Here is a 14,549-nt window from a genome sequence, read left to right on the forward strand (position 1 = left end):
GAAGCTCGTGCACACAAACCCATTCACAATGCAATGCACCCTGGCGCGGGGTGGAGCAGCCCGGTAGCTCGTCAGGCTCATAACCTGAAGGTCACAGGTTCAAATCCTGTCCCCGCAACCACACACCAAAGCCCGCTTGGTCTGACGACCTCGCGGGCTTTGTTGCGTTTGGGGTACTGGGAGGCTAACCTGGCGCAGGGCCGCGCCTGAAACGGATGCGACGGTCAGCCACTCCGCTGTCCTCCCCGCCGGCCCTCGTCCGGGTTCCCTCACGGCGGTTCTCCACAGATGCCGCTGCCCCCGGCCGCACGCCGCGCCCTCCAACAGCCCTCACCGCACCTGGACCCGGCCTCCGCAGGGGTGCGAAGAGGGCTCCTGAAACGCGAGAGCGCCCTGGATCTCCGACCTCTGGGCAACTCTGCCGGTCTGGCATCGGGCGCCTGGTGAGGTTCGCGAGAGCCTCTCGAGGCGCTGCTGCTTCCTCTTAAGCGTTCGGTCGAGGGTTACGCGACTTTCCGTGATGCCAGATGTGAATCGGAGTGGCGTTAGTGGCACCGGTAGCCATTGGACGAGCGAGAGAACCTCCGCCTGGGTAACGCATCGGCAGATTTGTCGTGCGGCCGAAATCATTCTGTGACATCTACGTGAATTCTAGTTGGCTTATTAATCAACGCCCGATAATGGGAGCGCTACCGTGGAGAGCCGCCCGGTAAGCGGTGGCAGCCACTGGCATGGGGAGGACTTTTGCAATGATTTCTCGCTGGCATCGTTCACGCTCGGTGCAGGCAGCGGCGCTTCGATTGGGCGCCTCCGCGGTGGCACTGGCCGCCGTAGGGTCGGCGCTGCCGGCCTGGGCACAGGTTCAGCAGGATACGCCCGACGCGACCCAGCAGGCCGCGGGGCCCGAAGCGGAAGCCGCTGGCGGTGGTGAAATCGTCGTGACCGGCCGTCGCGCCGCGCTGGAGGCCGCGGACGACCGCAAGCGCCGCAGCGAGACCATCGTCGATTCCGTCGTGGCGGATGACGCGGGCAAGCTGCCCGACAATTCGATCACCGAAGTGTTGCAGCGTGTCTCGGGCGTCTCGATCGTCCGCTTCTCGGCCTTGAACGATCCGGATCACTTCTCCGCCCAGGGTTCGGGCGTGCAGGTTCGCGGCCTGTCGGGCGTGGCTTCGCGCCTCAACGGCCGCGAGATCTTCAGCGCGAACGGCGGTCGTGCGCTGCTGTGGGGCGACGTCACGCCCGAACTGATGAGCGCCGTGGACGTCTATAAGGCGTCGACCGCGGACCTGATCGAGGGCGGCACGGGCGGCCAGATCGACCTACGCACGCGGCTGCCGTTCGACTATCGCGACCAGGACCTCCACATTGCGGCGACCGGCGAGCTCAGCCTGGGCGACCTCGCGCAGAATGCCGACTACGCCGGATCGATCCTGGTCTCGAAGAACTTTCAGACGGGCATCGGCGACATCGGTGTCATGGTCGATGTGGCGCGCAGCCGCTTCACCCAGCTGTCGCAGTTCTTCCGCGTCGAGCCCTATTTCCGCACTCGCCTGGAAGGGGACGATTACTACGTCCCGGGCGGCTATGCGTACGGCGACGAGCGTTTCCAGCGTGATCGCACCGGCATCTACGGCGCCGTCCAGTGGTCGCCGTCGGACGCCTTCACCCTGACGGGCACCTTCTTCCAGTCGCGCTACGAGAACCTGTCGAGCGACTATGGCGCGCAGGTCGCGGCGCAGGTGCTGGCGGTGAACCCGTCCGAATCGCAGTTCGACGAGAACGGCCTGCTGGTTTCCAGCCCGTCGGTGTTCGTGCGCGACCAGACCACCTTCCTGCCGAGCGGCGGCTCGATCGTCAGCGGCGGCAACAAGGGCGTCTGGGACAGCGAAACCGTCACCCGCGACTACTCGCTGGCCGCGCAGTTCACCCCGGCCGACAGCCCGCTGTCGATCAAGGGTGCGATCCAGCGCGTTGAGTCGACCAATGAGCTCAACCGCCTCGACGTGTTCCGCGACCTCAACTTCCCGACCAGCTTCGGCTTCGACCTTTCGGGCGATCTGCCGGTCGTCAGCGTGCCCGCAGGGTCGCAGGCGATCTTTAACGATCCATCGAACTATCTCTGGTCGGCGTCGATGCCGCACAACGAGAACAACAAGGGGCGGCTCGACTCCGCGAACCTCGACCTCGAGTACAGCTTCGACGACAGCTTCTTCCGTTCGGTGAAGGCTGGCGCCCGCTGGTCGGAACGGACCGAGCGCGACTACAACAACGGCTACAACTGGGCGGCACTCGGCCGCGGCTGGAATGGCGATCCGCAGCTCACCTTCGCCAATGCGGCGCCGGGTGACATCGAGCGGCACACCTTCAAGAACTTCTTCCGTGGCGATGCGGTCATTCCGGGCGAACTGCTGTTTCCGTCCTACGATCTGGTCAGCCGCCTCGATCGCGAAGAACTGACCCAGTCGCCGCCGGCCGGCTTCTGCCCGGGGGATCTGGCCAACAACTGCTCGGCAGCGGGGCCGCTGCCGACCACCGGCTATGGCGGCCAGAGCGGCATCCGGCCCGTCGGGTTCGTCCTGCCGGCGGATCTCACCAGGTACCGCACCGAAACCTGGGCCGGCTATGCGCTGGCGCGGTTCGGGCGTGAGGGCGGTGCCTTTTCGGGTAACGTCGGCGCGCGTCTGGTTCACATCGACAACACCAGCAGCGGTTATTTCCAGCAGAACGTTGTGACGTTCATCAACAGCAACGGCCAGACGACGACGCTGGCGCAGAACGCGGGCGTGGTGTCCGATGGCGCGAAGTTCACCCGGGTGCTGCCTTCGGTGAACCTCGAATATGCGCTGGCCGACACGGTTAAGCTCCGCGGTGGCTACAACATCACCTTGGATAACCAGAGCTTCACCGCGCTGCGTTCGTCGGGCACGCTGGGCGTGGCGACCGCTACCAACCCGGTGGCGGGTCAGCCGGGCATCTTCACCAACTTCACCTTCGAAAGCGGTGATCCGACGCTCAAGCCGACCACGGCGCACAACTTTGATCTGTCGCTGGAATATTACGGGCCGAACGGTCGCAGCTTCCACATCGCGCCGTTCTACAAGCGCCTGCTCGACACGGCGGTGTTCTCGCTGAGCCAGGTGCCGGTCAATGTGGCGTTCGAAGACGGTACCAGCATCGACACGACGGCGTCCGCAAGCATCTACCGCAACTCGGACGAGGCAGCAGAGATCAAGGGCATCGAAGTCGGCGGACGGTATTTCTTCGACATGCTGCCCGGTTGGCTCTCCGGCATCGGTGTCGAGGCGAACTACACGTTCATCGACAGCAAGAACCCGGGTGACGTCTATCGCGACATCAACGGTGCGACCCACAATGATGCGCCGCTGGCCGGCCTGTCGAAGCACAATGTGAACGCGACCTTCCTGTACGAAAAGGATCCGTTCTCGCTGCGTATCGCCTATACGTGGCGGTCGAAGTACCTGCAGTCGACCAATGCGTCCGGCACCAACCCGACCTACGCGTTCTACAGCGCGCCGGGGGTGATCTACAATCCGACCACCGGTGCGACCGGACCGGATGCGGGCACGCAGATCGCGCTGCCCACGTACAGCGACTCCTATGGCCAGTTGGACGCGGGCATCCGCTTCAAGGTGAACGATAACTTCTCGTTCGGCATCCAGGGGCAGAACCTCACCAACGCGACCCAGCGCACGCTGATGGGCGGCTATCCCGGCGGCAAGCTGGTCGGCCGCAGCTGGTTCCAGAGCGATCGCCGCATCGCAACCAGCATCAGCCTGGTGTTCTGACCTATTGGTGGCGCCGGGGTACACCCGGCGCCACTTTTGCTGCGATAGAGGGGCGCGATGCGCAAACGCTTGCTGATCGTCGGCGGCGGTACGGCCGGCTGGCTTACCGCGGGCTACCTCGCCAAGCGGCTGAGCACGGACCTGCCCGGCGGGGTCGCCATCACGCTGGTGGAGTCGCCGGAAATTGGCATCCTCGGGGTGGGTGAGGGGACCTTTCCCACCATTCGCCGGACACTGAAGACGATCGGCATCAGCGAGGTCGACCTCGTCCGCAAATGCGGTGCGAGCTTCAAGCAGGGCGCCAAGTTCGCGCACTGGCGCTTCACGCCCGGGTCGCCCGGCCCGGACCATTATACCCACCCGTTCCAGCTCGCCCAGGCGGACAACGGCCTGGATCTGCTGCCCTATTGGCTGCTCGGCCACGGGGGCGAGGCGAACTGGGATGAGGTGTGCAGCCCGCAGAAGAAGGCGGCGGACGCGCACCGTGCGCCCAAGCTGCCGAGCCACCCCGACTATGTCGCGCCGCTGAACTACGCCTTCCACTTCGACGCCGTCGCGCTGGCCGGGCTGCTGCGGGACAAGGCGGTGGAGAATGGCGTCACCCACCTCACCGATCGCGTGACGCAGGTCCACGTCGGCGAGGACGGCGCGATCGCCGGCGTCGACACCGAAGCCAACGGCCGTCTCGACGCCGATCTCTACATCGACTGCACCGGCTTCCGCGCCGAGCTGATCGATAAGGCGCTCGGCCAGCCGTACCGGTCGTGCCGCGACGTGCTATTCTGCGACAGTGCACTGGCAATCCAGGTGCCGTACCGGGACGAACGCGAGCCCATCGTCTCCTACACGCTCGCAACCGCGCAGGAGGCGGGCTGGATGTGGGACATCGGCCTCGATCGCCGCCGCGGCATCGGCCATGTCTTTTCCTCCGCCCACACCGAGGACGCGCGCGCCGAGGAGCTGCTGCGCGCCTATGTCGGCGACGTCGGCGGTGACCAGGAGGTGCGCAAGATCCGCTTCGAGGCGGGCTATCGCGAGACCAACTGGCACAAGAACTGTGTCGCCATCGGCCTGTCGAGCGGCTTTTTCGAGCCGCTGGAGGCGACGGGCATCGTCTTTTCGGAGGTGGCCGCGGGCCTGGTCGCCAACCTGTTCCCCTGGGGCGGCGACCACGAAACGTCGGCGCGCCAGTTCAACGCCAACATGCTCCAGCGCTACGAACGCGCGCGCGATTTCATCAAGCTGCATTACTGCATCTCCGAGCGGCGCGATGCCGAGTTCTGGCGCGACAATGTTGCCGCATCCTCGATCCCGGACAGCCTGCACGACCTGCTCGACCGCTGGCGCTTCCGCCCGCCGACCGAGATCGACATCGACACGAACGTCGACATCTTCACCGAGGCGAGCTGGCAATATGTCCTGTACGGCATGGGCTGGAAGACCGACCTGTCCGCACGCGCCGGTGCCTACCGCTACGTCGAGGACGCGCGCCGCGCCTTTGCGGAGGTGGAGCGGCAGGCGGCATTCGCGGTCGCCAACCTGCCGAGCAACCGCCAGCTGATCGACTACGCCCGCACACGCAGCTTCGGCCCCCCGCAGGGCATCGCGAGATGACGGCGAAGCCGCTCGACCGCGTCGTCATCGTGGGCGGCGGGACGGCCGGGTGGATGACCGCCGCGGTGCTCGCGCGGCTGACGGCGGCGGGCACGTCGGTGACGCTGGTCGAATCCGAGGAGATCGGCACCGTCGGCGTGGGCGAGGCGACGATCCCGCCGCTCCTGGACTTCAACCGCTTCCTCGGCATCGACGAGGATGCCTTCGTCCGTGCGACCGGAGCGACGTTCAAGCTGGGCATCGAGTTCGTCGACTGGGCGCGGCGCGGGGAGCGGTACCTCCACCCGTTCGGCACGTTCGGCCGGGATGTCCAAGGGATCAAGTTCCACCAGCTCTGGCTCCGGCAGGCGCGGGTAGACCCACCGATCGCGGACACCGGATCGTTGCACGATTACTGCCTGGCGTCGGTGGCGGCACGCATGGCGCGGTTCACCCGGCCGAGCGGTGATCCGGCCGCGGTGCTTTCGTCGCTGCGCTACGCCTTTCACTTCGACGCGGCGCTCTATGCCCGTTTCCTGCGGGGCATCGCCGAGCGGGGTGGCGTCGCGCGGGTCGAGGGACGGGTCGCCCAGGTTGATCTCGCGCCGGAGGACGGCTTCATCCGCGCGGTGCAGCTTGCGGACGGGCGCCGGATCGAAGGCGATCTGTTCGTGGATTGCAGCGGCTTCCGGTCGCTGCTGCTCGGCGAAGCGCTGGGCGTTCCCTTCACCAGCTGGCAGCGCTGGTTCCCTTGCGACCGGGCGCTGGCGGTGCCGAGCGCTTCTGCGGGCCCGCTGCTGCCGTATACGCGCGCGACGGCGGAGCGGGCGGGCTGGCGCTGGCGTATCCCGCTCCAGCACCGCACCGGCAACGGCCATGTCTATGCCAGCGCCTTTGCGAGCGACGCGGAGGCCGCCGACACGCTGCTCCAGGGACTGGACGGTGCGCCTGCTGCCGAGCCGCGCCCGCTGCGCTTCGTCGCCGGCATGCGGGAGCGCCTGTGGGAGCGCAATTGCATCGCGATCGGCCTGGCGGGCGGGTTCCTGGAACCGCTGGAATCGACCAGCATCCACCTGATCCAGTCCGGCATCACCCGTCTGATGAGCCTGTTCCCCGACAAGGGTCATGCTGCGGTCGAGCGGGAGGCCTATAACCGGCTTGCCCGGGCCGAGTATGAGCAGGTCCGGGACTTCCTGATCCTCCACTATCACGCCACGGAGCGCGACGATTCCGACTTCTGGCGCCATTGTCGGACTACGCCGCCGCCGGACAGCCTGGCGCACAAGCTCGAGCTCTGGCGCGCTCGCGGCCGCGTGCTGCCGGAGGCGGGCAGCCTCTTCACCGAGGACAGCTGGATCGCGGTGCTGATGGGCCAGGCGGGTGCGCCCGCGTCCGTCGACCCGCTGGTGGCGACGCTGCCCGTCCAGGAGACGCGACGCTTCCTGCACCACCTGCGCACGGTTATCGGCCAGACCGCCGCCGCCATGCCCGCCCACGACCAATTCATCGCCCGCCACTGCGCGGCATGATCCAGTTGGAGAGACGCACCATGACCTTCGCCCTCCGTCACGCCGGGGTCGCCGCCGCGGCACTGGCGCTCGCCGCCTCGCCGGCGGCTGCGCAGTCCCGCCAGATCAGCGTCGATGTCGGCAAGGCCGGTGTCCCGATCGACCGGGCGTTCGACCTGTCGGTCGGCGCGGACTACGCCGGCACGCTGATCCGCGCCGACAGCCTGGCGCAGCTCAAGACGACGGTGGACGAGCTCGGCTTCCGCTACATCCGCTTCCACGCGATCTTCCACGATGATCTCGGCACCCTGAAGGTCGTCAACGGCAAGACGGTGTACGACTGGACCAAGCTCGACAAGCTGATCGACGCCCTGCTCGCCCGGCGCATCAAGCCGTTCGTCGAGCTCGGCTTCACACCCACCGCCATGGCGACGTCCAAGCAGACCTTGTTCTACTGGAAGGGCAACACCTCGCACCCGGAGCCCAAGGCGTGGGCGGCGCTCGTCGACGCCTTCGTGCGCCATGTCCGCGAACGCTATGGCCAGGACGAGGTGCGCAGCTGGTTCTTCGAGGTGTGGAACGAGCCCAATCTCGACGGCTTCTGGGAAAAGGCCGACCAGAAGGCCTATTTCGAACTGTATGAATCGAGCGCGCGGACGATCAAGGCGATCGACCCTGCGCTGCGGGTCGGCGGCCCGGCGACGGCAGGGGCGGCCTGGGTGCCCGAACTGCTCGCACTTACCGCCTCGCGCAACATCCCGATCGATTTCGTGACCACCCACACCTATGGCGTCGACGGCGGGTTCCTCGACGAGAAGGGGCAGGACGACAACAAGTTGTCGACGAACCCGGATTCGGTCGTCGGCGACGTGCGCAAGGTGCGCGCCCAGATCGATGCCACGCAATACCGCGGCATGCCGCTCTATTTCACCGAGTGGAGTGCCAGCTACAATCCGCGCGACCCGGTGCATGACAGCTACGTGAGCGGTCCGTTCATCCTCACCAAGTTGCGCGCCACCCGCGGCATCGCTCAGGGCATGAGCTATTGGGCGTATAGCGATCTGTTCGAGGAAGCCGGCCCGCCGCCCACGCCCTTCCACGGAGGCTTCGGCCTGATGAACCGCGAAGGCATCCGCAAGCCGGCCTGGTTCGCATACAAATATCTGAACGCGGTGAAGGGCAGGGAGATCGCCACCGGCGACACCGAGGCGCTGGCGGCTACCGAAGGTGGCAAGACCAATGTCGTGCTCTGGGCATGGCGACAGCCGGAGCAGAAGGTGAGCAACCGCCCGTTCTTCACCAAGGTGTTGCCGGCCAAGGCGGACCAACCCGCCGAATTGCGCTTCGCCGGGCTCCAGCCGGGTCGCTATCGGGTCGCGGTGCGGCGCGTCGGCTTCAAGGTGAACGACGCGCACACCCGCTACCTGGAGATGGGCTCCCCCAAGGATCTGAGCGCGGCACAGCTCGCCGAGCTGCAGACGTTGACGCGCGACCTGCCCGAGAAGCAGACGACCGTGCAGGTCGGACGCGACGGCCGGCACGCGATGACGGTGAGGATGCGCAGCAACGACGTGGTGCTCGTATCGGTCGAGCCGGCTGGCGCCGCGCAGCAATAGCGTTCAGCGAGAGAGAAACATGACCGTGAACCGCCGCGAAACCATCCTCTTGGCGCTAGCCTCGGCCGGCGCGACGCTGCCGGGCGGGGCCCTCGCGACGCCCAAGGCTGCGCCTTCTTCCAAACGCGCGCGCTGGGGGACCACGGTCGAGGGGCAGCGCCGGGCCGATCTCGGCAACGGCACCTACCTCAATCCGGTGCTCGCCGGCGATCGGCCCGACCCGAACGTGCTGAAGGACGGGGACGACTATTATGCCGCCTTCTCGTCGTTCCTCTACTATCCGGGCGTGCCGATCTGGCATTCGCGCGACCTGGTGAACTGGACGCCGGTGACCGCCGCGCTCAAGGCGCCGATCGGCAACGTCTGGGCACTCGACATCGCGAAGCACGGCGGCCGCTACTTCATCTACATCCCCGTCTTGGACGACAACGACCCGGGCCGCGCCCTCAAGACCTATGTCATCCACGCACCCAGCATGAAGGGGCCTTGGAGCGAGCCGATCGACATGCGGATCGATGGCCTCATCGATCCCGGCCATGCGGTGGGCGAGGACGGCAAGCGCTACCTGTTCTTCAACGGCGGCAACCGGGTGCAGCTGAGCGACGATGGCCTCTCGGCGGTCGGCAAGGTCCAGCATGTGTATGACGGCTGGCCGATCCCCGAGAGCTGGATCATCGAGGGCTTCGCGCTTGAAGGACCGAAGATCACCCGCAAGGACGGCTGGTTCTACATGTTCTCCGGCCAGGGCGGCACCGCCGGGCCGCCGACCAGCCACATGGTGGTGGTCGCCCGATCGCGCTCGATCGACGGGCCTTGGGAGAATTGCCCGCACAACCCGATCGTGCGCACCGCCAGCCGCGACGAACCCTGGTGGTCGCGCGGCCATGCGACCGCGATCGAGGGGCCGGACGGCAAGTGGTGGCTGGTCTATCACGGCTATGAGAACAGCCTGCGCACGCTGGGCCGCCAGATGTTGCTGGAGCCGATCGAGTGGACCGCCGACGGCTGGCCGCGCGCCAGGGGCGGCGACCTGTCGCGCCCGCTACCAAAGCCCGGCAGCGCGGGCGGTGCCCACGGCCAGCCGCTGTCGGGCTTCGGCCCGGACGCGATCGGGAGCAAGCTGACCTTCTGGGCACCGCGCCCGGGCTATCTCGATCGCGCGCGCATCGCCGGCGGCGCGCTGACGCTGGCCGGGCAGGGGACCAGTCCGGCGGATGCCTCGCCACTGCTGTTCGTGGCCGGCGACCGCTCCTACGAGGTGCGCGTCGAGGTGGAACTCGATGGCGCAACGCAGGCCGGGCTGATCCTGTTCTACAACGAGAAGCTGTTCTGCGGCCTCGGCGTCGGGTCGGAGAAGCTCCACGCCTATCGCATCGGCCAGGAGGAACGCTGGCCCGCCGGCGCGCCGATTGACACGCGCCGCCTGCACCTGCGGCTGGTCAACGACGAGGATGTGGTCACCTTCTACTACAGCCGCGACGGAAAGCGCTGGACCAAGGAGCGCTCGTTCGAAGTCGCCGGCTACAACCACAATGTCGCGGACGGCTTCCTCAGCTTGCGGCCCGGCCTCTACGCGGCGGGCGAGGGGAAGGCGACGTTCCGCAATCTGACCTATCGCGCGTTGCAGGGGATCAGCGACAGCGTCCGTCCGTGATCCGGCGGCACCCCTCGCTGGAGCCGGGGTGCCGATGCCGCTTCAGCGCGGCGGACGTGCCAGTGCCTCGGCGATGGCCTTGCGTGCGACGGGGGCCATCCGCGCATAGCCGGCCGCGTTCGGATGCAGGCCGTCGCCGGTATAGGCCTCCGTCAGCATGCCGCGCGCGTCCGCCAGCGGTGCCGCATAGTCGGCAAAGGCGTAGCCCCGCGCCGCCGCGAGCGCCCGCAATCCGTCGTTGATCGCGCGCAGCGTCGCCGGCGGACGCTCCTTGGTCATGTACCCGCGATCCTTGCCATAGTCGTTCACCGGCAGCAGCGCCCCCAACACGACGCGGATGCCCCGCGCGTCGGCGATGTCGGCCATGGCGGTGATGTTCGCGAGGATCGTCTCGGGTGTCTCAATCTGCAGGAAGCCGGACACGTCGTTGGTGCCGCCCAGGATCACCACGGCAGCAGGGCGCAGCGCTACGACATCCTGTTCGAAGCGCACCAGCATCTGCGCCGTCACCTGCGCACCGATGCCGCGATTGACGTAGGGTTTGCCGGGAAAGGCCTTGGCAAGGTCCCAGCCATCGGTGATCGAATCGCCCAGGAAAACGACCCGCTGCTCGCCACGCGCTGGCTGGGGCAGTGCGGCGTTGGCCGGGGCGTAGAGATAGCGCTCGCCGAAGTCCTGCATCAGCGACGGGACCAGCTTCTCGCGGAATGGCCCGCCCCATGGTCCCCAGTCGCGCGACTCGGTGACGGTGCGGCGCTCGGGGCTGCTCTGATAGTGCGGTTCGTCGGCGGCAACGAGCAGCACCGCGCCGGCAAGCAGCAGCGCGATCCGCTTCATGCCGGCAGCACGCCCAGTCGCCGGGCATAGGCGGCGAACAGGTCGGGCCAGGCGGCCGCCGGCACCGTCTTGGGAAGGCGAACGCCGAAGCCGTGGCCGCCCTTGTCGAAGCCGTGGAACTCGGTCTCGCGCTGCTGGTCGAGCATCGCCTGGTACAGGGCGATGCTGTTGGCGATCGGCACCAGTCCATCGTCACTGGCATGCGCCAGGAAGATCGGCGGCGTGGTGGCGGTGACCCGCGTCTCGACCGAGGCGGTCCGCCGCAGCGCTTCGTCCGCGTTCTGCCCGAGCAGCGAGTCCCGCGATCCACCGTGGGTGAACGGCGCCGCAAGGCTGACGACTGGGTAGATCAGCCCGGCAAGGTCGGGCCGGGCGGACTGCTGGTCGGCAGCGACGACGGGCGTATAGGTCCGCTCGTCGTGCCGCGTCGCAAGGCTGCCGGCGAGATGCCCGCCCGCCGAGAAGCCGAGCGCCGCCACGCGCTTGGGATCGACGCCATAGGTCGCCGCACGCGCCCGGATCACGCGCATCGCCCGCTGCGCATCCTGCAACGGAACCAGCGCGCGATCGGCCCAGCCTTCGCCCGGCAGGCGATAGCTTAGGATGAAGCAGGTGACGCCGCGCGCGTTGAGCCAGCGCGCCTGTTCCTCACCCTCGTTGTCGATCGCGAGGAAGCCGTAGCCTCCGCCCGGCACCAGCAGCACCGCCGTGCCGTTGGGCGAGGGCGCACGCCGCACCATCAGCGTCGCCCGATCGATGCCGGTCAGCCAGCGATCGTTGAAGGCCGGGTCCTTGGACTGTTGCGCGACCTTGCCCACCGGCAGGCGGGCCGGGGTGCCCGGCGCCTTGCCGGGCCACAGCTGGATCGTCTCTCCCCAGGCGATTGGCGCGGCATGCGCCGTTGCGCCGACGAAGGGGAGGACCGCGGCCGCTGCGAGCACTTCGCGACGCGACGGCGTCATCACTTCGCCTCGCCGCCTGCGGGGCACACCGCGCCCGCAGGATCGGTCGCGAGCCGGATGTCCGAAATTGCGACGGAGAAGGGCGCGGAGGCGTCGAGCGCGAACGGGGTCGAGACCTTGTCCACCGTCGCGCCGGCAGCGCGGAAGCACTTCAGCGGTACGCGCAGCACATGCCAGCCGGCGCTCCTGTCGAGCGTCGAAGCGATATCCACCCGGCCGCCGCCCAGCGCCAGCCCGACCGCACCGGTCGGCGCCTTGTCGAGGCGATAGGTGACCTGCAGGTTGAGGTCGCCGTTGGTTTCGCGCGTGAGGGCAAGCTCCGGGCCGGAGATCCGCGCCGTGCCCTTGTTCTTCCAGGTCAGTTGCACCGCACCCTCCTGGGCGGTGGCGCTGTCCACCGCCGCGCGGCCGATCGCCGGATCGAGCGACAGCTGGAAGGGCGCCGGCACCCGGCCGCGCGCAAAGAACAGGCTGGTATTGGCGAGGCTGGCGTCGATGCCGGCGACCTCGCTCAGCGCGGGCACCGTGCCCCCCTTGGCGTAGCTCAGGCCATAGCCGAACGGGAACAGCGGGTCGTAGCCGGGCGCGCCGCGGTTCAGCACGAACTGCGCGGCCGTCTTGGGCCAGCTGAAGGCGAGCTTGCCGCTGAAGTCGCGCTTGCCGCCGACCAGCACGTCGGCGACGCCGGCGCCTTCCGACCCCGGGAACCAGGCGGCGACGAACGCATCCGACTGGTTGAGCTCCGGGTTCACCCACATCGGGCGGCCCGACAGGAACACCGACACCGTCGGCACGCCCGCGGCCTTCAGCTTCTTCAGCAGCGCCAGCGCCTGCTTGTCCCCCGCCTCGAACTCCAGCGAGCGAACGTCGCCGCGCATCTCGGCATAGGGCTGCTCACCGAACACCACGATCGCGACATCGGGCTTGGTGGTGAAGCTGCCGTCTGCCGAAAGCGTCGCGGTTCCGCCGCCGGCCTTGGCCGCGGCTGCGATCCCGGCGTAGATCGAGGTTGCGCCGGGGAAGTCGGCGTTGGTGTTGCCGTCGCCCTGCCACGAGAGCGTCCAGCCGCCCGACTGGCGGCCGATGTCGTCTGCCGCTTCACCGGCGACGAGGATGTTGGCGCCCGCCTTCACCGGCAGCACACCATTGTTCTTGAGCAGCACGAGGCTCTTCGCCACCGCCTCGCGCGCCACCGCGCGGTGCTCGGCCGATCCGATCACCTGCGGGCGGCCTTCAAAGGGGCGCGGCGCGTCGAACAAGCCCAGCTTCATCTTCACGCGCAGGATGCGACGCACCGCATCGTCGATGCGCGCCATCGGGATGGTCCCGGCCTTCGCCGCGGCGAGGGTGGTGGTGTAGAGTCCCTTCCAGCTGTCCGGCGCCATTGCCATGTCGAGGCCCGCGTTGAAGGTCGCGGGGCAGTTCTCGTTGGTGCAGCCCGTGATCTGGCCGTGGCCGTTCCAGTCGCCGACGACGAAGCCGTCGAAGCCCATGCGACCCTTCAGCACATCCGTCAGCAGCGACTTGTTGCCGTGCATCTTGGCGCCGTTCCAGCTCGAAAAGCTTGCCATCACCGTCATGGTGCCGGCGTTCACCGCAGCCGGGTAGCCGGCGTTGTGGATCGCGATCAGGGTCGCCTCGTCGACCTGAGTGTCGCCCTGGTCGATGCCGTCCTTGGTGCCGCCGTCGCCGAGGAAGTGCTTCACGCTCGCCGAGACATGCCCTTTTTGGATGCCCCAGTTCGCGGGCTTGCCCTGCAGCCCTTCGACCATCGCGCCTGCATAGGAGGCGACGACTGCGGGATCCTCCGAATAGCCCTCATAGGCGCGGCCCCAGCGATCGTCCTGGGGCACCGCCAGCGTCGGGCCGAACGCCCAGTCGATGCCTGCCGCCGCCGTCTCGACTGCGGTCGCTTCGCCGATGCGGCGGATCAGCGCCGGATCCCGCATTGCGCCCAGCGCGCTGTTGTGCGGGAAGATCGTCGCGCCGACCACGTTGTTGTTGCCGTGTACCGCATCGATGCCGAACATCAGCGGGATGGGGACGTGCCCCGGCCGCTGCTCCAGCGCGACCGCATTGAACGCGCGCGACGTCGCGACCCAGGGGGCCGCAGGCGAGCGATCGGGAGCGCCGATCGGCGGCGAGCTGCCGCCCGCCAGGATTGAGCCGAGTGGATAGGTGCGCAGGTCCTCTGGCGTGATCGAGGCGGTGTCCGCCTGGATCATCTGGCCGATCTTCTCTTCGAGGGAGAGCTTGGCGAGCAGTGCCGTGATCTTGGCCTCGGTCTTGGCGTCCACCAGCGCAGCCGGGCTCTTCGCCTCGGGCCAGCGTGCCGGATCGGCGACCTGTGCTGCCGTTCCGCTTGCCACCATCCCCATCAGGGCGGCGACCGCCCAATAGCCCACGCGACGCATTCCATTCCTCTCCGGCTTTGCCCGCTCTCAACAAGAGCACAGGTCTGATACCGCTATCTACACTTGCTGCTCTGCAGATGCATCAGATGCATCAGATGCGCCCGCACGTCCATGGCTGCCGGTTAGGAATGATGCTCGAAGAGACGAGGGGAAGCC

General features: G+C 67.8%; 8 protein-coding genes and 1 tRNA gene. 6 read left to right on the forward strand and 3 right to left on the reverse strand.

Annotated features, from left to right (window positions below):
* The first annotated feature begins 44 nt into the window (after positions 1 to 44).
* The 6 genes from MHZ35_RS08890 to MHZ35_RS08915 all read left to right on the forward strand — a co-directional run bounded on the left by MHZ35_RS08890 (position 45) and on the right by MHZ35_RS08915 (position 10,180).
* Positions 45 to 121: transfer RNA gene (locus tag MHZ35_RS08890), tRNA-Met, on the forward strand.
* 628 nt (positions 122 to 749) lie between these two features.
* Positions 750 to 3,809 carry a TonB-dependent receptor gene (locus MHZ35_RS08895; RefSeq protein ID WP_239435274.1) on the forward strand — a complete coding sequence of 1,020 codons (3,060 nt, stop codon included), beginning with the start codon at positions 750 to 752 and terminating at the stop codon, positions 3,807 to 3,809.
* Between the two features lie 57 nt (positions 3,810 to 3,866).
* A complete protein-coding gene (locus MHZ35_RS08900; protein WP_239435275.1) occupies positions 3,867 to 5,423 on the forward strand; it encodes a tryptophan halogenase family protein in 1,557 nt (518 codons plus the stop codon).
* Complete coding sequence (locus tag MHZ35_RS08905; RefSeq protein WP_239435276.1) at positions 5,420 to 6,931, forward strand: tryptophan halogenase family protein; 1,512 nt, start codon at positions 5,420 to 5,422, stop codon at positions 6,929 to 6,931. Before MHZ35_RS08900 ends, MHZ35_RS08905 begins: the two co-directional genes overlap by 4 nt.
* Positions 6,932 to 6,951: 20 nt before the next feature.
* Positions 6,952 to 8,526, forward strand: coding sequence for a GH39 family glycosyl hydrolase (locus MHZ35_RS08910; RefSeq protein ID WP_239435277.1), 1,575 nt, complete (start codon positions 6,952 to 6,954; stop codon positions 8,524 to 8,526).
* A gap of 19 nt (positions 8,527 to 8,545) precedes the next feature.
* Positions 8,546 to 10,180 carry a family 43 glycosylhydrolase gene (locus MHZ35_RS08915; RefSeq protein ID WP_239435278.1) on the forward strand — a complete coding sequence of 545 codons (1,635 nt, stop codon included), beginning with the start codon at positions 8,546 to 8,548 and terminating at the stop codon, positions 10,178 to 10,180.
* A gap of 42 nt (positions 10,181 to 10,222) precedes the next feature.
* On the opposite strand, the gene MHZ35_RS08920 is transcribed toward MHZ35_RS08915, so the two are convergent.
* The 3 genes from MHZ35_RS08920 to MHZ35_RS08930 are packed head-to-tail and all read right to left on the reverse strand — an operon-like array spanning position 10,223 to position 14,393.
* A complete protein-coding gene (locus tag MHZ35_RS08920) occupies positions 10,223 to 11,017 on the reverse strand; it encodes an SGNH/GDSL hydrolase family protein (protein WP_239435279.1) in 795 nt (264 codons plus the stop codon).
* Entirely contained in the window at positions 11,014 to 11,979 is a 966-nt protein-coding gene (locus MHZ35_RS08925; protein ID WP_239435280.1) for an alpha/beta hydrolase, read from the reverse strand. The genes MHZ35_RS08920 and MHZ35_RS08925 overlap by 4 nt, the downstream gene beginning before the upstream one ends.
* On the reverse strand, positions 11,979 to 14,393 hold the full coding sequence (locus tag MHZ35_RS08930; protein WP_239435281.1) for a glycoside hydrolase family 3 protein: 2,415 nt from the start codon (positions 14,391 to 14,393) through the stop codon (positions 11,979 to 11,981). The genes MHZ35_RS08925 and MHZ35_RS08930 overlap by 1 nt, the downstream gene beginning before the upstream one ends.
* Positions 14,394 to 14,549: the final 156 nt, after the last annotated feature.

The sequence above is a fragment of the Sphingomonas sp. ACRSK genome, from assembly GCF_022346685.1.
Lineage (GTDB): Bacteria > Pseudomonadota > Alphaproteobacteria > Sphingomonadales > Sphingomonadaceae > Sphingomonas > Sphingomonas molluscorum.

Coding starts and splice junctions, on each gene's coding strand:
- MHZ35_RS08895 (WP_239435274.1), top strand. CDS start 750: ATGATTTCTCGCTGGCATCGTTCACGCTCGGTGCAGGCAGCGGCGCTT.
- MHZ35_RS08900 (WP_239435275.1), top strand. CDS start 3,867: ATGCGCAAACGCTTGCTGATCGTCGGCGGCGGTACGGCCGGCTGGCTT.
- MHZ35_RS08905 (WP_239435276.1), top strand. CDS start 5,420: ATGACGGCGAAGCCGCTCGACCGCGTCGTCATCGTGGGCGGCGGGACG.
- MHZ35_RS08910 (WP_239435277.1), top strand. CDS start 6,952: ATGACCTTCGCCCTCCGTCACGCCGGGGTCGCCGCCGCGGCACTGGCG.
- MHZ35_RS08915 (WP_239435278.1), top strand. CDS start 8,546: ATGACCGTGAACCGCCGCGAAACCATCCTCTTGGCGCTAGCCTCGGCC.
- MHZ35_RS08920 (WP_239435279.1), bottom strand. CDS start 11,017: ATGAAGCGGATCGCGCTGCTGCTTGCCGGCGCGGTGCTGCTCGTTGCC.
- MHZ35_RS08925 (WP_239435280.1), bottom strand. CDS start 11,979: ATGACGCCGTCGCGTCGCGAAGTGCTCGCAGCGGCCGCGGTCCTCCCC.
- MHZ35_RS08930 (WP_239435281.1), bottom strand. CDS start 14,393: ATGCGTCGCGTGGGCTATTGGGCGGTCGCCGCCCTGATGGGGATGGTG.